General features: G+C 57.2%; 21 protein-coding genes and 1 riboswitch. Of the genes, 14 read left to right on the forward strand and 7 right to left on the reverse strand.

The window, feature by feature from the left end; translation table 11 throughout:
- Positions 1-4 precede the first annotated feature (4 nt).
- Both ACOTX3_RS02265 and ACOTX3_RS02270 read left to right on the forward strand, forming a co-directional pair.
- Positions 5-760, forward strand: a complete 756-nt coding sequence (locus ACOTX3_RS02265; protein ID WP_058678706.1) for a fimbrial biogenesis chaperone — start codon at positions 5-7, stop codon at positions 758-760.
- Positions 744-1,802, forward strand: a complete 1,059-nt coding sequence (locus ACOTX3_RS02270) for a type 1 fimbrial protein (protein WP_040021803.1) — start codon at positions 744-746, stop codon at positions 1,800-1,802. The genes ACOTX3_RS02265 and ACOTX3_RS02270 overlap by 17 nt, the downstream gene beginning before the upstream one ends.
- Before the next feature lie 45 nt (positions 1,803-1,847).
- On the opposite strand, the gene ribB is transcribed toward ACOTX3_RS02270, so the two are convergent.
- Positions 1,848-2,501 (reverse strand): 3,4-dihydroxy-2-butanone-4-phosphate synthase, encoded by a 654-nt coding sequence (gene ribB / locus ACOTX3_RS02275; protein ID WP_008502964.1) that lies wholly within the window; start codon positions 2,499-2,501, stop codon positions 1,848-1,850.
- A 106-nt stretch (positions 2,502-2,607) separates the two neighbouring features.
- A riboswitch (FMN riboswitch) is annotated at positions 2,608-2,758 on the reverse strand.
- A gap of 121 nt (positions 2,759-2,879) precedes the next feature.
- Here ribB and ubiK point away from each other — a divergent pair.
- Positions 2,880-3,176 (forward strand): ubiquinone biosynthesis accessory factor UbiK, encoded by a 297-nt coding sequence (ubiK, locus tag ACOTX3_RS02280; RefSeq protein ID WP_058678705.1) that lies wholly within the window; start codon positions 2,880-2,882, stop codon positions 3,174-3,176.
- Between the two features lie 74 nt (positions 3,177-3,250).
- On the opposite strand, the gene hldE is transcribed toward ubiK, so the two are convergent.
- Genes hldE through ACOTX3_RS02295 form a run of 3 tightly spaced genes read right to left on the reverse strand, consistent with a single transcriptional unit; the run spans position 3,251 to position 8,900 of the window.
- Positions 3,251-4,681: a bifunctional D-glycero-beta-D-manno-heptose-7-phosphate kinase/D-glycero-beta-D-manno-heptose 1-phosphate adenylyltransferase HldE gene (gene hldE, locus ACOTX3_RS02285; protein ID WP_013098758.1), complete on the reverse strand. Its 1,431-nt coding sequence runs from the start codon at positions 4,679-4,681 to the stop codon at positions 3,251-3,253.
- 40 nt (positions 4,682-4,721) lie between these two features.
- Entirely contained in the window at positions 4,722-7,580 is a 2,859-nt protein-coding gene (gene glnE, locus ACOTX3_RS02290) for a bifunctional [glutamate--ammonia ligase]-adenylyl-L-tyrosine phosphorylase/[glutamate--ammonia-ligase] adenylyltransferase (protein ID WP_029883050.1), read from the reverse strand.
- A gap of 18 nt (positions 7,581-7,598) precedes the next feature.
- On the reverse strand, positions 7,599-8,900 hold the full coding sequence (locus ACOTX3_RS02295) for an inorganic triphosphatase (protein WP_029883051.1): 1,302 nt from the start codon (positions 8,898-8,900) through the stop codon (positions 7,599-7,601).
- 238 nt (positions 8,901-9,138) lie between these two features.
- Here ACOTX3_RS02295 and ACOTX3_RS02300 point away from each other — a divergent pair, with 238 nt between their 5' ends.
- Both ACOTX3_RS02300 and ACOTX3_RS02305 read left to right on the forward strand, forming a co-directional pair.
- Positions 9,139-9,759 carry a TIGR04211 family SH3 domain-containing protein gene (locus ACOTX3_RS02300; protein ID WP_013098761.1) on the forward strand — a complete coding sequence of 207 codons (621 nt, stop codon included), beginning with the start codon at positions 9,139-9,141 and terminating at the stop codon, positions 9,757-9,759.
- A gap of 61 nt (positions 9,760-9,820) precedes the next feature.
- On the forward strand, positions 9,821-11,062 hold the full coding sequence (locus ACOTX3_RS02305) for a multifunctional CCA addition/repair protein (protein WP_023620520.1): 1,242 nt from the start codon (positions 9,821-9,823) through the stop codon (positions 11,060-11,062).
- 10 nt (positions 11,063-11,072) lie between these two features.
- Here ACOTX3_RS02305 and bacA read toward each other — a convergent pair whose 3' ends face one another.
- A complete protein-coding gene (bacA, locus tag ACOTX3_RS02310; protein ID WP_014833310.1) occupies positions 11,073-11,894 on the reverse strand; it encodes an undecaprenyl-diphosphate phosphatase in 822 nt (273 codons plus the stop codon).
- Positions 11,895-12,000: 106 nt separating this feature from the next.
- Positions 12,001-12,369: a bifunctional dihydroneopterin aldolase/7,8-dihydroneopterin epimerase gene (folB, locus tag ACOTX3_RS02315; protein WP_013098764.1), complete on the reverse strand. Its 369-nt coding sequence runs from the start codon at positions 12,367-12,369 to the stop codon at positions 12,001-12,003.
- 107 nt (positions 12,370-12,476) lie between these two features.
- On the opposite strand from folB, the gene plsY reads away from it, so the two are divergent.
- The 9 genes from plsY (at position 12,477) to ureG (ending at position 18,725) form a co-directional block, all read left to right on the forward strand.
- Positions 12,477-13,091, forward strand: a complete 615-nt coding sequence (plsY, locus tag ACOTX3_RS02320; protein WP_045293693.1) for a glycerol-3-phosphate 1-O-acyltransferase PlsY — start codon at positions 12,477-12,479, stop codon at positions 13,089-13,091.
- A 148-nt stretch (positions 13,092-13,239) separates the two neighbouring features.
- Positions 13,240-14,067, forward strand: coding sequence for an urease accessory protein UreD (locus ACOTX3_RS02325; protein ID WP_058678704.1), 828 nt, complete (start codon positions 13,240-13,242; stop codon positions 14,065-14,067).
- A 10-nt stretch (positions 14,068-14,077) separates the two neighbouring features.
- Positions 14,078-14,380: an urease subunit gamma gene (locus tag ACOTX3_RS02330; protein WP_003862556.1), complete on the forward strand. Its 303-nt coding sequence runs from the start codon at positions 14,078-14,080 to the stop codon at positions 14,378-14,380.
- 10 nt (positions 14,381-14,390) lie between these two features.
- Complete coding sequence (locus ACOTX3_RS02335) at positions 14,391-14,705, forward strand: urease subunit beta (protein WP_013098767.1); 315 nt, start codon at positions 14,391-14,393, stop codon at positions 14,703-14,705.
- On the forward strand, positions 14,698-16,401 hold the full coding sequence (ureC, locus tag ACOTX3_RS02340; RefSeq protein WP_013098768.1) for an urease subunit alpha: 1,704 nt from the start codon (positions 14,698-14,700) through the stop codon (positions 16,399-16,401). The genes ACOTX3_RS02335 and ureC overlap by 8 nt, the downstream gene beginning before the upstream one ends.
- A 9-nt stretch (positions 16,402-16,410) precedes the next feature.
- Positions 16,411-16,875, forward strand: a complete 465-nt coding sequence (ureE, locus tag ACOTX3_RS02345; RefSeq protein WP_020689459.1) for an urease accessory protein UreE — start codon at positions 16,411-16,413, stop codon at positions 16,873-16,875.
- 9 nt (positions 16,876-16,884) lie between these two features.
- Complete coding sequence (locus ACOTX3_RS02350; RefSeq protein ID WP_020689458.1) at positions 16,885-17,424, forward strand: HupE/UreJ family protein; 540 nt, start codon at positions 16,885-16,887, stop codon at positions 17,422-17,424.
- Positions 17,424-18,098, forward strand: a complete 675-nt coding sequence (locus tag ACOTX3_RS02355) for an urease accessory protein UreF (RefSeq protein ID WP_058678703.1) — start codon at positions 17,424-17,426, stop codon at positions 18,096-18,098. Before ACOTX3_RS02350 ends, ACOTX3_RS02355 begins: the two co-directional genes overlap by 1 nt.
- Positions 18,099-18,107: 9 nt before the next feature.
- Entirely contained in the window at positions 18,108-18,725 is a 618-nt protein-coding gene (ureG, locus tag ACOTX3_RS02360; protein WP_013098772.1) for an urease accessory protein UreG, read from the forward strand.
- A gap of 33 nt (positions 18,726-18,758) precedes the next feature.
- On the opposite strand, the gene ACOTX3_RS02365 is transcribed toward ureG, so the two are convergent.
- A complete protein-coding gene (locus tag ACOTX3_RS02365; protein WP_234355636.1) occupies positions 18,759-20,756 on the reverse strand; it encodes a S8 family peptidase in 1,998 nt (665 codons plus the stop codon).
- Between the last annotated feature and the right edge of the window lie 174 nt (positions 20,757-20,930).

The raw sequence follows: 20,930 nt of genomic DNA on the forward strand, positions 1-20,930 counted from the left end.
CACTATGAAATCATACGTTTATTTAGCAGCACTCCTGTTTTGTGGCTCCGGTGTCTCGCAGGCGGCAATTAACCTGGACAGGACGCGCATCGTCTTTGCCGAAAGCGATAAAGCCAGCAGCCTGACCATTGAAAACCAGAGCAAATCGCTTCCCTACCTTGCCCTCGCCTGGGTGGAGGATCGGGACGGGCGCAAAGAGGACACCCATTTTATGGTCCTGCCGCCTATTCAGCGCATTGAACCCGGCGCCTCGTCACAGGTGCGGATCGTGAAACAGGCCGCGACGCAACAGCTGCCTGAGGATCGGGAAACGCTGTTTTATTTCAATCTGCGTGAAGTGCCGCCCAAAAGCGGGAGCCTGAAAGAGGAGCGCAGCGTCATGCAGGTGGCTATGCAGAGCCGCATAAAGTTGTTCTGGCGGCCGGACAGCATTCATAAAAAATCAGGTGAAGAGACGGAAATGCAGCTGTCGGTGACGCTGTCGGGCAAAACCATGCGCCTGAAAAACCCAACGCCCTATTTCATTACTCTGGCGTGGCTGAGCAATAACGGAAAAACCATGATGCCAGGCTTCGACAGTCTGATGATTAGCCCGTTTGCGACCAGTACGCTGACGCTGAGTGAAACAAAAGGAACGGGCTACAGCATAGGTTATATTGATGATTATGGTGCGCTACGCAAGGTCAATTTAACCTGTACCGGGTCAGCACCATGCACGCTAACGCCGCGCAAGGCAGGGCAAAATGCGACATCTCGCTAAGCTTTTCCTTTTAATGCTGGTGATATGTCCCCTTAAGCAGGCGCTGGCGCTGAACTGCTACCTTGGCACACAAAATGGCCCGGTGGAGCAAACCAAAACGGTGTCAGAATTCTCAATTCCCAGCACAGCCAGGGTTGGGCAAAAGATTTGGGAATCCAGCGATATCAAAATCCCCGTGTATTGCGACAGAAATACCGCGTCAAATCATGAGAACGAAGACGTCTTCGCCTGGGTGAACCCTTATCCGTCGGTGTCGGATCCTTACTACGAACTCGGTGTAACCTACGAGGGTGCAGATTACGATGCCATCGGGCAAACCTACGGCGTGGATACCCGTCAGTGTCTGGACAACAACAGCCTGAGCAAATACACGGCCGAACAGTTAAAAGCGATGGGCTGGGAGAAATACATCTGTTCGGGGAATGCGTGGGATGTACATACCTCACGAACCTTTGCGGCACGCTTCAGGCTGTACGTTAAGCTCAAAGCGATACCGCCTCAGGGTTACGTCAGCACGCTTGGTGATTACATCGTCGTGCAGTTTGACGGCAAAGGCGGCGTAAATGCGCTTCCTGATGCCAAAAACCTCAAATATCACATTAACGGGCTGGAAAACATCAGGGTACTGGACTGCGGAGCGACGTTCAGTATTTACCCTGAAAATCAGGAGATCGACTTTGGCACCTTCAGCGCACGTGACATCGTCAATCAGGGCACGCGTACGCGAACGTTCTCGGTTAAAACCAGTAAAGTACAGGATGCGCAGTGTTCAGACGGATTTAAGATTGACTCGTCGTTCTATACCGATAGCGAGCTGACGGCCAGTGATACGGCGTTGCTGATTGGAAATGGCCTGAAGCTGCGCATTCTTAACGGCACACAGCCCTACACCTTCAATCAGTATGATGAGTACGCTGATTTTACCGGTTCGGTGCTGCATTTCGAGACCACGTACACCGCTGAGCTTTCACGTGCAGAGGGAAAGGGTATCGATTCTGGTCCTTTTGAAACGGTCGTGCTGTTTAAAATTAACTACCACTAGAGACAAAAAAGCCGGGTTTCCCCGGCTTTTTCATTCATGCACCGTTCAGCTGGCTTTACGCTCGTGCGCCTGACGGTACTCGATCAGATCTTCAATTGTCACCACCGGCATGTTGTGCAGGCGTGCAAAGGTGATGCACTCTGGTGCACGCGCCATGGTGCCGTCATCGTTGGTCAGTTCACACAGTACGCCTGCAGGTTTGAAGCCTGCCAGCGTCACCAGATCGATGGTCGCTTCAGTGTGGCCACCACGGGTCAGCACACCGCCCGCCTGCGCACGCAGCGGGAAGACGTGGCCAGGACGGTGCAGGTCGGATGGCTTGGCGTCATCGGCAATTGCTGCACGGACGGTAGTCAGACGGTCAGCCGCGGAGACACCGGTAGTCACGCCATGCGCGGCTTCGATGGTCACGGTAAAGCCGGTACCAAAGGCGCTGGTGTTGTTTTCGACCATCATCGGCAGCTCGAGCTGCTTACGGCGGTCTTCGGTAATACACAGGCATACGATGCCGCTGCCGTGACGGATGGTCAGTGCCATCTGCTCAACGGTCATGTTTTCGGCGGCGAAAATCATGTCGCCTTCGTTTTCACGGTTTTCATCGTCAAGCACCATCACGCCGCGGCCTTCGCGCAGGGCATCCAGTGCATGTTCAACACGTTGAGTTGAAGTGCCAAAAGAGGAAAGTAGCGTCTGATTCATGGTAAAAAAACCTCATTAACATTATGGTTACCAGAATCAGGGCAGTCTTAGGAGCGCCGTATAAGCGGCAAAAAGATAACGTGAGCGGGCCCATGCCCGACTGGATCGTTACTCTCTCCCATCCGGACTTTAACCGTCGGCCCCGGAATTACACCGGATCTGCTGACCTTTGAGAGTTCACCCAAAGCGCTCGCGGGCTTTCAGCATGACGCTGATTTACCGCCGGTGGGGAATTTCGCCCCGCCCTGAGAATAAGCGAGATAACTATAACGCTATTGATTAACCTGGGCAATGCATAAGCTTCAAACAAATCTGCTTTATCCTGGAGCATGACGCGCTACAATGTTCATCAACACCGTCTTATCAAGGGAAGCCACTATGATTGACCCGAAGAAAATTGAGCAAATTGCGCGTCAGGTTCATGAGTCCATGCCAAAAGGTATTCGTGAATTTGGTGATGACGTTGAGAAGAAAATCCGCCAGACGCTGCAGGCGCAGTTGGTTCGCCTTGATTTAGTGAGCCGCGAAGAGTTTGACGTGCAGACACAGGTTCTGCTGCGCACCCGTGAAAAGCTGGCGCTGCTGGAACAGCGTCTTACCGAGCTGGAAAACCGCAATACCCCGGAAGAAGTGAAGCCGGCACCAGCGATACCGCCGATGGATGACCAGGCCTAAGTGCGGCCTGATGCCCTCACCCCAGCCCTCTCCCACGGGGAGAGGGTGAAATAACGGGCCAACTGGCCCGTTTTTTACTGACTGTCTTTCTGGATCTTTTTGATGATGTTGGTGGTTGAACACCCGTCCTCAAAGTTGAGCACCATCACTTCACCGCCGTTGGCCCAGACCTCTTCGCTGCCCGCAATTTGCTCCGGTTTGTAATCGCCGCCTTTTACCAGCAGGTCAGGCAGAATGCCTGCAATCAGACGCTGAGGCGTATCTTCTTCAAACGGCACAACCCAGTCCACCGCTTCCAGCGCGCCGAGCACAATCATACGCTGCTCCAGCGGATTCACCGGACGCGTTTCGCCCTTCAGACGTTTGGTCGAGGCATCGCTGTTCACCGCCACAATCAGACGATCGCCCAGCTTGCGCGCATTCGCCAGATAAGAGACATGGCCCGCGTGCAGAATGTCGAATACGCCGTTGGTCATCACCACTTTCTCACCGCGTTTACGCGCGGCAGCAACGGCCACTTTCAGCTCTTCTTCCGTCATGACGCCAAAACCGGTATCGGCGCGGCCGCGCACGGCGTTTTCCAGTTCGATTGGCGAAACGGTAGAGGTCCCGAGTTTACCGACAACCACGCCCGCCGCGGCGTTCGCAAAGTAGCACGCTTCTTCGAGGGAATTACCCGCTGCCAGCGTTGCCGCCAGTACGCCAATCACCGTATCACCGGCACCGGTTACGTCGTACACTTCCTGCGCCTGGGTTGGCATATGCAGCGGCGCCTTGCCCGGCTGCAGCAGCGTCATTCCCTGCTCGGAGCGGGTCACCAGCAGTGCAGACAGCTCGAAGTCAGCGATGATCTTCATGCCGCGCTCGACGATCTCCGCCTCCGACTTGCACTTGCCCGCCACCGCTTCAAACTCAGAGAGATTAGGCGTCAGCAGCGTTGCGCCGCGATAGCGCTCAAAGTCAGTACCTTTCGGATCGATCAGTACCGGCACATTGGCTTTACGCGCCAGCTGGATCATCTGTTGTACGCTTGCCAGTGCCCCTTTGGCGTAATCAGACAGTACCAGCGCGCCGATATTGCCCAGCGCCTGATTAATGCGCTCGTGCAGCGGCTCAGGATCCACACCCTCAAACCCTTCTTCAAAGTCGAGGCGGATCAGCTGCTGGTTACGCGACAACACGCGCAGCTTGGTAATGGTCGGGTGCGTCGGAACAGAAACGAAATCGCACTTCACGTTCACGTCCGCCAGCGACTTGCTCAGCGCGCGCGCCGCATCGTCGATACCGGTGAGGCCCACCAGACGCGAATGCGCGCCCAGAGAAGCAATGTTCATCGCCACGTTTGCCGCGCCGCCAGGACGCTCTTCAATGGTATCGACCTTAACGACCGGTACCGGTGCTTCCGGGGAGATACGGCTGGTCGGCCCATACCAGTAGCGATCCAGCATCACATCGCCGACAACCATAACTCCAGCACGTTCAAACTCTGGCAGTGTTACTTTCATTCCTGACTCCAGAAAGATTCACAATTTGCGCGCGATGATATCACACTTGTTTTGTTACGCACGGTTCCACCAGCCACTTCTGCCAGCTCGCTTTCACCTGGTCGCGTTCACGGGTAAAGCAGTCGAGCGCCACATGGCCCGGCTGTTCCTGCAAGGCGAGGTGGTGCAACTCATCGCGCAGCGTGGTGTAGGCGCGGGTTAAGGCCTGCGCCTCCTGCTCATCCATTATGTCGTTTTGCGCAAGCAGCTCCAGAATGCGCACATTATCCGACCAGCGGGTCAGCTTCGGCTTGTCATGCGCGTGCAGGAGCACCAGATACTGGGTGATAAACTCAATGTCGGTAATGCCACCCTCATCGGCTTTAATATCAAACCGATCGCGGTGTTTATTGCCCAGATGCGCACGCATCTTTTCACGCATTTCGCGCACTTCGGTCTGCAACTTACTGCCTTCACGCGGGGTGGTCATCACCGCTTTACGAATGGCATCAAACTGCGTTTTTAACTGCGGATCGCCATACACCACGCGGGCGCGCACCAGCGCCTGATGCTCCCACGTCCAGGCTTCGTTTTTCTGATAATCGGCGAAGGATTCCGTTGAGGTCACCAGCATACCAGCCGCGCCGGACGGGCGCAGACGGGCATCCACTTCGTACAGAATCCCCGATGACGTGCGGGTGCTGAACAGGTGCATAATGCGCTGGGCCAGACGCAGATAGAACTGGCGCCCGTCAATTTCACGCTCGCCGTCGGTCATCACGTCTGCCGGGCAGTCGTGCAGGAAGATTAAATCCAGATCGGAGCTGTATCCCAGCTCCCACCCGCCGAGCTTGCCGTAGCCCACCACGGCAAAACCGCGGCCTTCTCGTTCAGCAAGATGTTTTGGCTGGCCGTAACGCGCCACCATCTGGATCCACGCCTGATGCACCACCGCATCGATGATCGCTTCCGCCAGCCAGGTTAAGTGATCGCTCACTTTCATCACCGGCAGCGTTTCGGCAATATCTGCCGCCGCGACGCGCAGCATCTGGGCCTGTTTGAACTGGCGCAGCGCCTCCAGCTGCTGCTCTTCATCTTCTTCCGGCACGCGCAGCAGATACTGGCGCAGCTCATCGCGGTAGGCATCGGTCGCCGTCGGCTGATAGAGGGTATTGGGATCGAGCAGTTCATCCAGCAGCAGCGGATAACGCGCCAGCTTGTTGGCCACCATCGGTGACGCCGCGCAGAGCGTAATCAGGTGTTTCAGCGCCCCCGGGAATTCGCTCAGCAGTTCAAGATAGGTGGTACGCGTAATGATGCCGCTCAGCAGCGGCATCATGCGGGAAAGCGGCACCGGGGCGTCGGCACGGGAACAGACATCGCTCAGCAGGTGCGGCATCAGGTGATCCAGCACCTGGCGACCACGCGGACCAATGGCACGCTTGTTGAGTTCGAGGCGGAAATCGGCGATCAGCGCCACCACCCGATGGCGATCGTCGTCGCTCAGGTGCGCCAGCACGGGCGTAGTGTCATCTTCCTGCAGGGCATCCTGCCACAGTTCACGCCAGTGTTCAGAGAGCGTATCGTCCTGCGATTCGCTTTCATCATCGCCAATCAGCTCGTTAAAGATACGGCGCACGCCTGCCATATGCGCCTCCAGCCGTTCGGTCAATGCGGCCCAGTCGTCCACGCGCATGCCCCACGCCAGACGCGCCCGGTTCAGGTCATCCCCCGGCAGGGTCTGGGTTTGCTCGTCATTGATGCTTTGCAGCAGGTTTTCCAGACGACGCAGGAACAGGTATGCCTCACGCAGGGTTTGCGCGTCCCCCTCTGGCAGGAGATGGAGTTGCTCAATCGCCGACAGCGTCGGGAGCAACGAGCGGGATTGCAGCGACGGCTCGCGACCACCGCGGATAAGCTGGAAGACCTGGACAATAAATTCGATTTCACGAATGCCACCCGCGCCGAGCTTAATGTTATCTTTCAGCCCACGACGGCGTACCTCACGGGCGATCATCCCTTTCATGTTACGCAGGGACTGGATCACGCTGAAGTCGATATAGCGACGGAACACAAACGGGCGCAGCATGGCGCGTAGTTCGTTGGCGTAAGCGTCGTCGCTGTCACCCATGATCCGCGCTTTGACCATCGCGTAACGCTCCCAGTCGCGCCCCTGCTCCTGGTAGTAATCTTCCAGCGCCGCAAAGCTCAGCACCAGCGGGCCGCTGTCGCCAAACGGACGCAGACGCATATCCACGCGATAGACAAAACCGTCCTGCGTCGGCTGATCCAGCGCCTTGATCAGACGCTGGCCAAGACGGGTGAAGAACTGGGCATTGTCCAGTTCACGACGGCCTCCGCGCGTGGAGCCGTTCTCCGGCCAGGCAAAAATCAGGTCGATATCGGAGGAGAAGTTCAGCTCGCAGCCACCCAGCTTGCCCATCCCCAGAATCAACAGCGGCTGAGGAACCCCTTCCTCGCTGCACGGCGTGCCCCACTCTTTACAGCAGGCGGCGTAAAGCCAGTCTCGCGCAGCGACAATCAGCGTCTGCGCCAGCTCGCTCAACTGCTGCAGCGTGCTCTCTTCGCTGACCAGCTCAAGCGCCTGCGCCCAGGCAATGCGCACCATCACCCGGCGGCGAAACTGGCGCAAAACGCGCATCAGCGTGGCTTCATCCGCCACCTCAGCCAGCGCGCTTTGCAGCCAGCCTGCATAATGCCGCCACTCGTCAGCCTGCGGCGGGGCGTTTTCAAGCTCCACCAGCCAGTCCGGGTTAGCAGTAATACTTTCCTGCACAAAATCACTGAACGTGAGCACGCACTTTGCCTGCTCGCTGAACGATGACGCCGGTAATGACTCAGGCAGACGTTCGCAAACGGTCTGCCACTGCTGCTGTAACTGCGAAGAAAGCGGCATTATAGGGGTTCCTTGCCAGAGTTAACGTTTTCCGCTGTGCAGCCAGAATGGCTCCTGCGAAATGGCCTCGTTGCGGAAATGCTCAATCTCAATATGCTGACGGGTTTCGATGGCATGTTTCAGCCCCTGCCAGTTTTCCAGCCATGCCTGCGTTTTGACGTCATCATAGGCACCCGACAGCAGTAGCATGCAGTCGATGTTGCGCGTCAGACGGATCAGCTGGTCGCCGTACTGGTCACCCAGCGGATAAGCAAAGGTGGTTTTCAGCTCTGCGGCATGGCGGGAGAGGTGGATATCCGCGAAACGTTTGAAGTTTTCTGCGATTTTGGTCTGGGCTTTCGCGTCCAGGAAGGTGCGCCAGCCGCGCGTCACCAGAAACTCGGTCAACGCCAGTTTGGCGGCCGCGGTTTGCGGGCTGTAGATCGCCGTTTGCGCAGACACATCAGAGAGCATCAGCGCTTCAGTTTGCGTCAGCAGATCGCGTAAGTGAGCACTTGCTTTGCGAGGCACGATGCCGCCAAACAGCATCAGGGTATGACGAACCAGACCGATGGCGGCCAGGACGTGGGCTTTTGCGTTTTTCACATTACGCACCCAGAGCTCTTCGTGGTACTGCCACTGCGAAAGCGCCAGCTCCAGAGCCGCCTCCATGCCCTGCTCAACGCTGGCTTTTGGGGCTACGCGTAACACAGGGGTCTCTTTCAGCGCCCGTGGCGCATTCCCGGCGGCCAGATGATAGCCGCGGGCGGCTTTGCTGAGGCTGCCCTGACGCAAGCCTGACTGACTCACTAGCTTACGCGCCAGCTTCAGCACATCGTTCGTCTCGCCTTCCAGCAGTTCAAGCTCCAGTTCGCAAATTGGCTCCTGGTATTCCCCCGCTTTCACCTCGCCCAAATCAAGGGCGATTTCAATGCGGCTTTTGCCTTCCGTTACCAGCCATTTCTCGCGCCAGAAATCGGTGCTGAACAGCGGCTGCACCTCTGCTGCCAGGGTGGATGGCAGTTCGCCGTTTGGCCACACTTCTGCCGGAAAACGTTCCAGCTCAAGTTCTGGCTGATTGATGTCGATATTGTATTCGGGGCGCTGATGCAAACCGCCCACAACGCGACCGGCGATTTTCATCGTCATCTCGTAGCGCCCGTTCGCGCCGCGGATGCGCAAGCCCATATCATGACGACGCAGCCAGTTGTCCGGCGTTTCGTAATAGATATTGAGCAGCTGTACGGGTTCATGGTGTTCGCCGGACAGCGTTTGCAGATGCTGGCGGAGCGCGTCAACGCTGTCTTTTTCGACGATAAATTTTAATTCGATCTCTTGTGCCATAGCCTTGTACTTTTGCGTGCGTCACAGACGCGTCGATGAAGGCGAACTTCCTCGCCATTTGTTTGTCAGTACATAGTATTTTGCGCCAAATTGCCACGCAATGAGCAATTTGACGGGCGTAAAAAGTTTGCAGCGGCGGCGATCGGGACACAGATGATTCTGATTGATGACGAATCCTTTGCGTAGAGACACTGATGCCACTACTATCGTTCCACTATTTATGAAAATAACGACTGATATGCTTAAATTACGCCTGATTGGACTTACTTTACTCGCTTTTAGCGCCGCGACTGCGGTCCACGCTGAAGAAAAGCGTTACGTTTCTGACGAACTGAACACCTGGGTACGTAGCGGCCCCGGAGATAATTATCGCCTCGTGGGTACGGTAAATGCCGGCGAGGAAGTCACCCTGTTACAGACCAACACCGAGACCAATTATGGTCAGGTTCGCGACAGTTCCGGCCGTACCTCCTGGATCCCCCTGAAAGAGCTGAGTACCGTGCCAAGCCTGCGCACCCGCGTGCCGGATCTGGAAAACCAGGTGAAAACCCTCACCGACAAGCTGAACAACATTGACGGTACCTGGAACCAGCGCACCGCTGAAATGCAGCAGAAAGTCGCGCAGAGCGACAGCGTGATTAACGGTCTGAAAGAAGAGAACCAGAAACTGAAAAATGAGCTGATTGTGGCGCAGAAGAAGGTGAATGCCGCTAATCTGCAGCTCGATGACAAACAGCGCACCATCATCATGCAGTGGTTTATGTATGGCGGTGGCGTGTTGGGCGTCGGCCTGGTGCTGGGTCTTGTTCTGCCACACCTGATCCCAAGCCGTAAACGTAAAGACCGCTGGATGAACTAATTCGTCTTCTCTGCCAGACTTACGTATTATCTTGCCAAAAGAGAAAACGGGAGTGTAGGGCGTGAAGAGTTATCTGGTCGGTGGTGCGGTACGTGATGCGTTGTTAGGTCTGCCGGTCAAAGATAAAGACTGGGTGGTGGTAGGCGCCACCCCCGAAGAGATGCTTAACGCGGGCTACCAGCAGGTAGGCCGCGATTTTCCCGTGTTCCTCCATCCGCAAAGCCGGGAAGAGTACGCCCTGGCGCGTACGGAGCGTAAATCCGGTTCCGGCTATACTGGCTTCACTTGCTATGCCGCGCCCGACGTCACGCTGGAGCAGGATCTCCTGCGTCGCGATCTCACCATCAACGCGCTGGCGCAGGACGAGAACGGCCAGATCGTTGATGCTTATGGCGGCCAGGACGATCTGCGCAACCGTCTTTTACGTCACATCTCCCCGGCGTTTTCGGAAGATCCGCTCCGGGTGCTGCGCGTGGCGCGCTTTGCCGCACGTTACGCCCATCTCAGTTTCCGTATTGCCGATGAGACGATGGCGCTGATGACCGCCATGACCGAGGCGGGTGAGCTTGAACACCTGACGCCAGAACGCGTCTGGAAAGAGACGGAGAACGCCCTCACCACCCGCAATCCACAGGTCTTTTTCCAGGTGCTGCGCGACTGCGGCGCCCTGAAGGTGCTGTTCCCGGAGATAGACGCGTTGTTTGGTGTACCCGCCCCGGCGAAATGGCACCCGGAAATCGACACTGGTGTGCACACCCTGATGACGCTCAGTATGGCGGCCATGCTCAGCCCGGAGGTGGACGTGCGCTTCTCGACGCTGTGCCACGATCTCGGTAAAGGCTTAACGCCAAAAGAGTTCTGGCCTCGTCACCACGGGCACGGCCCGGCTGGGGTGAAGCTGGTCGAGGGGCTGTGCCAGCGCCTGCGGGTGCCGAACGAGATCCGCGATCTGGCGAAACTGGTGGCTGAATTCCACGACCTTATCCACACCTTCCCGATCCTGAAACCGGCCACCATCGTTAAGCTGTTCGATAACATCGACGCCTGGCGTAAACCCCAGCGCGTCGAGCAGATCGCGCTCACCAGCGAGGCTGACGTGCGCGGGCGCACCGGGTTCGAAGCGTGCGACTATCCGCAGGGGCGTTTGCTGCGCGCCGCGTGGGAGGTGGCCAAAGCCGTGCCAACCAAAGAGGTCGTCGAAGCAGGATTTAAAGGCCCGGAAATTCGCGAAGAGCTGACGAAACGGCGGATTCAGGCGGTATCAGAGTGGAAGGAAAAGCATTGCCCTCAGCCAAAAGACTGAGGGCAGTCGGTCAGAAGAAGACCACGTAAACCGCAGCCGCGACGATAAAGCGGTAGATCGCGAACGGGATAAACGAGATACGCTTAATCAGTTGCAGGAAGGTTTTAATGGCAATCAGCGCCACGATAAAGGCGGTGATAAAGCCCACGGCGAACATCGGAATATCGCCCGTGGTGAGAAAACCAATGCTTTTGTAGAGGTCCAGCGCGGTGGCGCCCATCATCATCGGCACCGCCAGCAGGAACGAGAACTCAGATGCCGCGTAACGGCTTACACCCATCAGCATCCCGCCGGAAATCGTTGCTCCTGAACGGGAGAAGCCCGGCCACAGCGCCAGACACTGGAAGCAGCCAATGATAAAGGCCTGGCGATACGTCATATCGTCCAGACCTTCTGCGCGCGGCGTTTTTGGCTTCAGCACTTCCGCCGCAATCAGCAGGAAACCACCGACCACCAGCGCGTACATCACGTTAATCGGGTTAAACAGCGATTTGATGGTGTCGTGGAAAACCAGCCCCAGCACCACAGCCGGGATCATCCCGAGCAGGATATGAATCAGCGTCAGGCGGCCCTTGCTCTCTCCTTCACGCTGTGGCAAACGCCCGAAGTGGATGCCGATCAGCCCAAACAGACGACGCCAGAACATCACGACCACAGCCAGAATGGACCCCAACTGAATGACCACCTCGAACGTCTTTGCGGTATCGCCTTCAAAACCCAGCAGGTGGCCAACAATAATCATATGGCCCGTACTGGAAACCGGCAAAAACTCCGTCAATCCTTCGACCACACCCAGAATTGCCGCCACCAGCAGCGAGTGCATATCGCTCATCTATAAACCCCTAAAAAAATATAAAAAAAACGGTCGCCCCAACAGCTACCGTGAAAGATACAGCTTTAAGACCGATATAACCTAAAATGGTTTAGCTATTATGACGTTAAATCTTTCCTTTCAGATTTGTGCCACGCTCAATGATGACCCCCACATTGGCGGCACGCGCCACCGCACCCGGCTTACTCAGCTTAATGCGCACCCACGGCGAGTTGAATTTGGTCAGCAGTAACTCTGCCACCTCTTCCGCCACGCGCTCCACCAGCGCAAAACGCTGCCCTTCAACGTGGGCGATGACCGTTTCACTGATGTCGGCATAGCTCAGACAGTCATTCACGTCATCACTTTTTGCCGACTTGCGGTTATCCCAGCCCATTTCGATATCGAACACCAGCTTCTGCTCGATGGTCTGTTCCCAGTCGTAAACACCAATAGTGGTGATTACCGAAAGTTGCTCTATAAATACAATATCCATCACGACCTGCCTGCTTTTTGGCTAAACCGGATACCACTTCCGGTGAATTATGCGTATTATCCACAGATGCTGAGAATACAGATACATTTTCAAAACGGAACAGCGTTATGAGTGCAATCGCGCCTGGAATGATTCTCCTCGCCTACCTTTGCGGCTCAATCTCCAGCGCCATTCTGGTCTGCCGCATTGCCGGGTTACCTGACCCGCGCGAAAGTGGCTCCGGGAATCCGGGAGCGACCAATGTACTACGAATTGGCGGCAAGGGAGCAGCCGTAGCGGTTTTGATTTTTGACGTTCTGAAAGGGATGTTACCCGTCTGGGGCGCGTATGCGCTGGGCGTGACCCCGTTCTGGCTGGGGCTTATTGCCATTGCCGCCTGTGTCGGTCACATCTGGCCCGTATTCTTCGGTTTTAAAGGTGGCAAAGGCGTCGCGACGGCCTTTGGTGCCATCGCGCCCATCGGCTGGGATCTCACCGGCGTAATGGCAGGCACCTGGCTGCTGACTATTCTTCTGAGCGGCTATTCGTCGCTGGGCGCCATCGTCAGCGCGCTGATCGCCCCATTCTATGTCTGGTGGTTTAAACCCCAGTTCACCTTCCCGGTGTCGATGCTCTCCTGCCTTATCCTGCTGCGTCATCACGATAATATTCAGCGTCTGTGGCGACGTCAGGAGACCAAAATCTGGGCGAAGCTCAAGCGAAAGAAAAAAGATCCTGAATAAAGCGCAGCGCCCCTCATTTATCCCGGCAGCGCCGCGCCTGCGCGCGCCGGGAACGACGAAGTCTTATTCATAAGCGACTCATATGACAGCCTTCATTTCCGCCAGGGCATACTGAAACGTATCTCCCGGGCGCGCGAATGGAAGCACCATGTTAGCAACTCAGGTCACTGATAGTTCGTACAAAGGCTGGCAGGCCTCGCTTGACCTGCGGTTTTGCCACACGCCTGAGAAAACCCTCCTCCATGCCGCGCACCACGTCGGGCCGCTCACGGTACAGCGTCCGTTCTACCCCGAAGGGGAAACCTGCCACCTTTATCTGCTGCACCCGCCGGGTGGCGTGGTGGGCGGTGACAGGCTGGATATTACCGTACGTCTGGACGCCAATAGCCACGCGCTTATCACCATGCCCGGCGCCAGTAAGTTCTATCGCAGCAGCGGCCCACAGGCCCGCCTTAACCAGCACTTTTATCTCGATGAGGCGTCCACGCTGGAGTGGCTGCCGCAGGACACCATTATCTTTCCCGGTGCCAGTGCCGCGCTGCGCTCCGTCTTCCACCTGAAGGCCTCCAGCACGCTGCTGGCGTGGGAGCTGTACTGTCTGGGTCGCCCGGTGATCGGCGAGACCTTCAGCCACGGCACGCTGGAGAGCCGCCTTGAGGTCTGGGTGGATGACGAGCCACGTCTGATTGAGCGTCAGCATCTCAGCGACGGCGATCTTACCCCTGTTGCCGGGCAGCCGTGGCTCGGCACGCTGCTGTTCTATCCGGCCGGAGACACGCACCTCGACACGGCGCGTGAGCTGCTCGCACCACTGAATACCTTTGCCGGGGCGACGCTCACTGACGATCTGCTGTCGGTGCGTTTTCTCTCCCACGACAACCTGATTTGCCAGCGGGTGATGCGCGATATCTGGCAGTCGCTTCGCCCGCTTCTCACTACCAAAACCGCCTGTTCGCCGCGTATCTGGCAGACATAAGAGAAACGTTATGGAACTGACCCCCAGAGAAAAAGACAAGCTGTTGCTGTTCACCGCCGCGCTGGTTGCCGAACGCCGCCTTGCGCGCGGGGTAAAGCTCAATTACCCGGAATCGGTCGCGCTGATCAGCGCCTTCATTATGGAAGGCGCGCGCGATGGCGAAACCGTCGCCTCGCTGATGGAAGCGGGCCGTCACGTCCTGACGCGTGACCAGGTGATGGAAGGCGTACCGGAGATGATCCCGGATATTCAGGTGGAAGCCACCTTCCCGGACGGGTCAAAACTCGTCACCGTGCATAACCCGATCGTGTAAGGAGCGCGTGATGATCCCAGGCGAATACCAGATCCAGTCCGGCAATATAGCCCTCAACGTCGGGCGAGAAACCCGGCTTATCATCGTCGAAAACCACGGCGACCGACCTATCCAGGTAGGGTCGCACTATCACTTTTACGAGGTGAACCCGGCGCTGAAATTTGACCGGGAAGCCACCCGGGGCTTTCGACTGAATATCCCGGCAGGCACCGCGGTGCGGTTCGAACCCGGCCAGAAGCGCGAAGTAACGCTGGTGAAGGTCACCGGGGCGCAACGCATTTTCGGTTTCCGGGGGGACGTGATGGGAGAAGTGAAAAATGGCTGAGATTTCGCGCCAGGCTTATGCCGATATGTTCGGCCCCACCACCGGCGATAAAGTGCGTTTAGCCGACAGCGAGCTGTGGATCGAAGTCGAAAACGATCTCACCGTCTACGGCGAAGAGGTCAAATTCGGCGGCGGGAAAGTGATCCGCGACGGTATGGGCCAGGGGCAGATGACCGCGGATGACTGCGTGGATCTGGTGCTGACTAACGCGTTGATTGTCGATCACTGGGGGATCGTGAAAGCGGATATCGGCGTGAAGAACGGGCGGATCTTTGCCGTTGGCAAAGCCGGTAACCCGGACATTCAGCCCGGGGTGACGATCCCGATTGGTGCCGCCACAGAAGCGATCGCCGCCGAAGGAAAGATCGTCACCGCTGGCGGGATCGACACTCACATCCACTGGATCTGCCCGCAGCAGGCCGAAGAGGCGCTGGTTTCCGGCGTCACGACGATGATCGGCGGCGGCACTGGTCCCGCGGCAGGGACCAACGCCACCACCTGCACGCCGGGGCCGTGGTATATCGCCCGCATGCTGCAGGCTGCCGATACCCTGCCAGTGAATATCGGCCTGCTGGGTAAAGGCAACGGTTCTAACCCGGATGCCCTGCGCGAGCAGATAGCCGCCGGGGCCATCGGGCTTAAGATCCACGAAGACTGGGGCGCGACGCCTGCGGCCATCAACTGCTCGCTGGAAGTGGCGGAAGAGATGGATATTCAGGTGGCGCTGCACAGCGACACACTGAACGAATCCGGTTTCGTCGAAGACACGCTGGCAGCCATCGGCGGGCGCACCATCCATACCTTCCACACGGAAGGGGCCGGTGGCGGCCACGCGCCGGATATTATTACCGCCTGTGCGCACCCGAATATTCTGCCCTCCTCCACCAACCCGACCCTGCCCTATACGGTTAATACCATCGATGAACATCTCGATATGCTGATGGTCTGCCACCACCTCGACCCGGATATCGCCGAGGATGTGGCTTTTGCCGAATCGCGTATTCGCCGGGAAACCATCGCTGCGGAAGATGTGCTGCACGATATCGGCGCATTCTCGCTGACCTCCTCTGATTCCCAGGCGATGGGCCGCGTGGGCGAAGTGATTCTCCGCACCTGGCAGGTGGCGCACCGCATGAAGGTGCAGCGCGGCGCACTGCCGGAAGAGACTGGCGATAACGACAACTTTCGCGTGAAGCGCTACATCGCCAAATACACCATTAACCCGGCGCTGACGCACGGTATCGCCCATGAAGTGGGCTCCATCGAAGCGGGTAAGCTGGCGGATTTAGTGGTCTGGTCCCCGGCATTCTTTGGCGTGAAACCCGCCACCATCGTTAAGGGTGGGATGATTGCCTGCGCTCCGATGGGGGATATCAACGCCTCGATTCCCACGCCGCAACCGGTCCATTATCGTCCGATGTTTGGCGCACTGGGTGCTGCGCGTCACGCCACCCGGCTGACGTTTGTCTCGCAGGCTGCGGACGCGCAGGGGATAACGCAACAGCTCAACCTGCAGAGCGCCACGGCGGTGGTCAAAGGCTGCCGCACGGTGAAAAAGGCCGACATGATCCACAACGGCCTGCAGCCAAATATCACCGTCGATTCGCAAACCTATGAAGTGCGCGTCGACGGCGAACTGATAACCAGCGAACCGGCTGACGTTCTGCCGATGGCGCAACGCTATTTCCTGTTTTGAGGAGTGATGATGATCTATTTAACCCAACGCCTGGACCATGCGCATCCGATTACCGCCAGCGTCACGCTGCCGATTGACGTGCGGGTGAAAAGCCGTGCCCGCGTGGCGCTGAATGACGGGCGCGAAGCCGGGCTCATGCTGCCGCGCGGTTTACTGTTGCGCGGCGGCGACCTGCTCTGTAACGAAGACGGCAGCGAAGTCATCGAAGTGATTGCCGCCCCGGAGTCCGTCTCCGTGGTGCGCTGCGACGATCCGTTCCTCCTCGCCCGCGCCTGCTATCACCTGGGCAACCGCCACGTGCCGCTGCAAATCATGCCCGGCGAGTTGCGCTATCACCACGATCACGTCCTCGACGACATGCTGCGCCAGTTTGGGCTGGCGGTCACCTTCGCCAGCCTGCCGTTTGAACCTGAAGCGGGGGCCTACACCAGCGAGGCCCACAGCCATAGCCACTCTCACGCTCATTCACATTAAGGATTAATCATGCGTAAGTATTTACCCCTGTTACTGCTGGCCTTTTCCCTGCCTGCGCTGGCACATCCGGGACACGGTGCCGACAGCTTCCATGCTGGTTTTTTCCACCCGCTGACCGGACTTGATCATCTGCTGATGCTTGCCGGTGCGGGCGTGCTCTCCGCGCTGAGCGGCCGCAAGCTGCTGCTGCCTTTTGCCACTCTCGGGATGATGCTTGTCGGTGCCATTGCGGGCAGCCTGCTCGGCGGCTTTAGCGGCATGGAGATGCTGATTATCGCCTCGCTGGGCGTCTGCGGCGTGATGATGTTTAAAACTGAAAATCGTCTGCTGCTGGCGGTGCCTGCCCTGGCGATGTTCCACGGCTGGGCGCACGGGGTGGAGATGTCCGGCCACAGCTTCTGGCTCTTCACCAGCGGCTTTATGCTGGCCAGCGCCACGGTGCTGTGCGCCAGCTTCGCCGCCGGATTACTGCTGCGCCGCCACGACGGACTGCGTAAAACCTTTGGCGGTGGGCTTATCGTCTCTGCCCTGCTGGCGCTGATGAGCTGATGGAACTCGCCCGCCAGCGGCTGCGTCTGATGCAGCTCTCCAGTAGCAGCCTGCCGGTCGGGTCGTTTACCTGGTCGCAGGGGCTGGAGTGGGCCGTCGAGACAGGCTGGGTTACCGACGCAGAGGCGTTCAAAAACTGGCAAACCCTGCAGATGGAGCAGAGCTTTTTCTGCGTCGACCTGCCGCTTTTTGCCCGGCTCTACCGGGCCTGTGAAGAGGGCGATCTGGCGGCAGCAAAACGCTGGACGTCATACCTGCTTGCCTGTCGGGAAACCCGTGAACTGTGGGAAGAAGAACGCAATCGCGGCGCCGCCTTTACGCGGCTCATCAAAAGCTGGGAGCCGGACTGCCCGCCCCTCTGGCAGCCGCTGTTTATGCAAAGCCAGCTCAGCGGCATGGCGTGGCTCGGCGTGCGTTGGGGTATTAGCGCGCACGAGCTGGCGCTGAGTCTGGGCTACAGCTGGATTGAGAGCGCGGTAATGGCCGGCGTCAAGCTGGTACCGTTTGGGCAACAGGCCGCACAACAGCTGATTATCGAACTCAGCGACCATTTTGCCGCCGGGTTTGAACAGGCATTTTTACGTGACGATGAGGCACTGGGCGCGGCGACGCCGCTTTCCGCCATCGCCTCTGCCCGCCACGAAACACAATATTCACGGTTATTCCGTTCCTGAGGATGCAACATGGCTGATTACAAACATCCACTGCGCGTTGGCGTGGGCGGCCCGGTCGGTTCGGGCAAAACCGCGCTGCTGGAAGCGCTCTGCAAGGCGATGCGCGACACGTATCATCTGGCGGTGGTGACGAACGATATCTACACCAAAGAGGATCAACGCATTCTGACCGAAGCGGGCGCGCTTGAGCCGGAGCGCATTGTGGGCGTAGAGACGGGCGGCTGCCCGCACACCGCCATTCGCGAAGATGCCTCGATGAACCTGGCCGCGGTGGAAGCGCTCAGCGAGAAGTTCGGCAATCTGGATCTGATCTTCGTCGAAAGCGGCGGCGATAACCTGAGCGCGACCTTCAGCCCGGAGCTGGCGGATCTGACGATCTACGTGATCGACGTCGCCGAAGGGGAGAAGATCCCGCGCAAGGGCGGGCCGGGGATCACCAAATCCGATTTTCTGGTGATCAACAAAACCGATCTCGCGCCGTACGTGGGTGCCTCTCTGGAGGTGATGGCGCGCGACACCAACCGCATGCGCGGCGAGCGTCCGTGGACCTTTACCAACCTGAAGGCGGGTGACGGTCTGGCAACGATTATTGCGTTTCTGGAAGAGAAAGGGATGCTGCGGATCTGAAAAAAGGCCTGGCGCAATGCCAGGCCGTGAGGGTTATTTACAGCTGTTACTGGAAGAACCCTGCTCGCGCCACGCGCCCCACTGGCCGCCGGTGCCCGGGGTTTCCTGACCCGGGTTGACATACCACTGGTTGAACCAAATTTTACCGTTGTAAGAGACTTTGGTGCATTTGGTCGGGTAAGCGATTTTGGCGTTATAGGCCGGTGCGGCAGGTTTTACCGGCGTATCGTCTTTTTCCGGGGTGTCGTCTTTCGCGGGTACCGCAGGCTTAGTGACCTTAATGGTCATGCTGTCCGTCGCGGTCCGGCCATCCGCGCCGGTTGTGGTCAGCGTGAAGACCGCTTCTCCCTCGCTGTTGGCAGGAATAACGGCATAAGCATGCGCGCTATCCACGCTCTTCACCAGCGTGCCGTTCAGGTTCGCCTCCAGCGAGAAGGTTTCCGCCCCTTTTGTCACGCTCCAGTTATAGGATTTGGCATTCAGGCTCTTGCTGCCATCCAGCGGGTAGGTGCTCACGCCCGTGGTCGGGGAGACCATGGTGTAATCCGCGCCTGCCGCAGCGGTTGGGGCCGGAGCGACAGGGGTGTTACCGTCTTTCAGCGCCATAATACGGGCTACCGCGCGCTCCATGTCAGGCTGTGTCCCCACTTTTGCCGAATCCCCGTTCGCCAGCGGCGTACCGGTCTCCGCCAGAATCTGACGCATCTGACGCGGTGTCACGGTAATACCGTTGGCTTTGGCGATGCCTGACAGGCTTGCTACCACACCCGCAATAATCGGGTTCGCGGAAGAGGTTCCGGCAAAAGTCGCGGTATAGGAATCGTTAACGCCAGCGTTTTTATACAGATCGCCATAACCGGTGGTCACCACATCCCAGCAGCCCCAGGCAGAACTGGTAATGCGCGAGCCATAGGAGCTGAACGACGCTTTTTTACCGTCTTTCGCACAAAACGCACCCGCCAGAATAGCCCCGGAGTCCCGGACATTCACGTCATACTCCCCCCGGAACCCTGGACTGTCCATGTTGATATTCCCGTTACCTGCTGCCTCAATAACGTGAACACCTTTGTCGGTCAGCGCCTTAATAATATCGTAATAGGCGGTCTGGGATTCCATTGCGACCCAGCAATCCTTCTGACAACCCGATGGATAACCACCCGCAACTTGTATCCCGATCTGCACCACATCACCCGCTTTTAGCTGGGGGATTAAATTATAGAGGTTATTACTCGCGGAGGCCGCATACCCCATCCGGCTTTTCCAGGCTAAACCGCGAATACCGGTGCCCATATCTTTCGCCGCCATAATCCCCACTGAAGCGGTGTCGTGATCATTGTTTGCAACATACGTCGTCTTGCCTGAGCTGAGGCTCATCGGCGGTAAGTTGGCATGGCTGGTATTCCAGGCATCAATCTCCGCCGAAATAATCGTTACCCCTTCACCTGCACTGCCTGCATAGCGATCAACACTGTCGCGGTTGACGCCCCCCATATAATAACCGGTGCGCTTAACATCCGGCGCTTTGAGATAATCCTGCTTATTGCGGAAATCCGGAACGGCAGCAGACGTTAAATTATCATTCAGTGAGGACTTTAACTGTGGCGTAAGGGCCGTGTCATCCAGCCATACCGGCTCGGCTTCCGGGTACACAAACTCTACGTTCTGATTTTGCTCAAGCTCGGTGATAATATGGTTAATATATGTTTTATCCTGACTTTTATCTTTCGGTAACTCGATGCGCAGATAACGGTCAAAACCATAGCGTTTATTAAGCTCCGTCAATTCAGAGGATTGAGTAGAACTACGCAAGTTGGTCGGACGGAACATATTTGTTGTTGTCAGGGAAGCGTCGCTCAAGGTAATTTTATTGTTTGTGGCTTTTAACAGACCTGTCGTCGGTTTTAGCTTGAGCACAATTGCGGTGTAGGTGGCATTATCCTGTGCAAATTCATTTTGCACCAGAGTTTCAGCCGCAGCAGAGAATGAAATTGCTGCACAAATAAAAAGAGATAAAGCGCTTTTTTTCATCATAATCACGGTTCCTGTGTGAATTGAAATTTTTCCTTTTTCAGTATCACTGACACACGGACCGCGAAGAATAAGAGTGGCCTACTCTAATGAACAGAGTTTTCTCTAAATAATTAAGAAAATTCCATACTGCGTTAATTTATATTTCGCAATGCAACGATACACTTAGATACAAAA

It is taken from the genome of Enterobacter cloacae complex sp. IR5384 (assembly GCF_049237265.1).
GTDB lineage: Bacteria > Pseudomonadota > Gammaproteobacteria > Enterobacterales > Enterobacteriaceae > Enterobacter > Enterobacter cloacae.

What these genes read in the sequence shown, in the direction of transcription:
- ubiK (WP_058678705.1), top strand. Translation starts at nt 2,880, where the DNA reads ATGATTGACCCGAAGAAAATTGAGCAAATTGCGCGTCAGGTTCATGAG.
- ACOTX3_RS02335 (WP_013098767.1), top strand. Translation starts at nt 14,391, where the DNA reads ATGATCCCAGGCGAATACCAGATCCAGTCCGGCAATATAGCCCTCAAC.
- folB (WP_013098764.1), bottom strand. Translation starts at nt 12,369, where the DNA reads ATGGATATTGTATTTATAGAGCAACTTTCGGTAATCACCACTATTGGT.
- ACOTX3_RS02265 (WP_058678706.1), top strand. Translation starts at nt 5, where the DNA reads ATGAAATCATACGTTTATTTAGCAGCACTCCTGTTTTGTGGCTCCGGT.
- ACOTX3_RS02350 (WP_020689458.1), top strand. Translation starts at nt 16,885, where the DNA reads ATGCGTAAGTATTTACCCCTGTTACTGCTGGCCTTTTCCCTGCCTGCG.
- ACOTX3_RS02330 (WP_003862556.1), top strand. Translation starts at nt 14,078, where the DNA reads ATGGAACTGACCCCCAGAGAAAAAGACAAGCTGTTGCTGTTCACCGCC.
- ACOTX3_RS02325 (WP_058678704.1), top strand. Translation starts at nt 13,240, where the DNA reads ATGTTAGCAACTCAGGTCACTGATAGTTCGTACAAAGGCTGGCAGGCC.
- hldE (WP_013098758.1), bottom strand. Translation starts at nt 4,681, where the DNA reads ATGAAAGTAACACTGCCAGAGTTTGAACGTGCTGGAGTTATGGTTGTC.
- plsY (WP_045293693.1), top strand. Translation starts at nt 12,477, where the DNA reads ATGAGTGCAATCGCGCCTGGAATGATTCTCCTCGCCTACCTTTGCGGC.
- ureE (WP_020689459.1), top strand. Translation starts at nt 16,411, where the DNA reads ATGATCTATTTAACCCAACGCCTGGACCATGCGCATCCGATTACCGCC.
- ureC (WP_013098768.1), top strand. Translation starts at nt 14,698, where the DNA reads ATGGCTGAGATTTCGCGCCAGGCTTATGCCGATATGTTCGGCCCCACC.
- ribB (WP_008502964.1), bottom strand. Translation starts at nt 2,501, where the DNA reads ATGAATCAGACGCTACTTTCCTCTTTTGGCACTTCAACTCAACGTGTT.
- ACOTX3_RS02295 (WP_029883051.1), bottom strand. Translation starts at nt 8,900, where the DNA reads ATGGCACAAGAGATCGAATTAAAATTTATCGTCGAAAAAGACAGCGTT.
- ureG (WP_013098772.1), top strand. Translation starts at nt 18,108, where the DNA reads ATGGCTGATTACAAACATCCACTGCGCGTTGGCGTGGGCGGCCCGGTC.
- ACOTX3_RS02355 (WP_058678703.1), top strand. Translation starts at nt 17,424, where the DNA reads ATGGAACTCGCCCGCCAGCGGCTGCGTCTGATGCAGCTCTCCAGTAGC.
- ACOTX3_RS02300 (WP_013098761.1), top strand. Translation starts at nt 9,139, where the DNA reads ATGCTTAAATTACGCCTGATTGGACTTACTTTACTCGCTTTTAGCGCC.
- ACOTX3_RS02270 (WP_040021803.1), top strand. Translation starts at nt 744, where the DNA reads ATGCGACATCTCGCTAAGCTTTTCCTTTTAATGCTGGTGATATGTCCC.
- bacA (WP_014833310.1), bottom strand. Translation starts at nt 11,894, where the DNA reads ATGAGCGATATGCACTCGCTGCTGGTGGCGGCAATTCTGGGTGTGGTC.
- ACOTX3_RS02365 (WP_234355636.1), bottom strand. Translation starts at nt 20,756, where the DNA reads ATGATGAAAAAAAGCGCTTTATCTCTTTTTATTTGTGCAGCAATTTCA.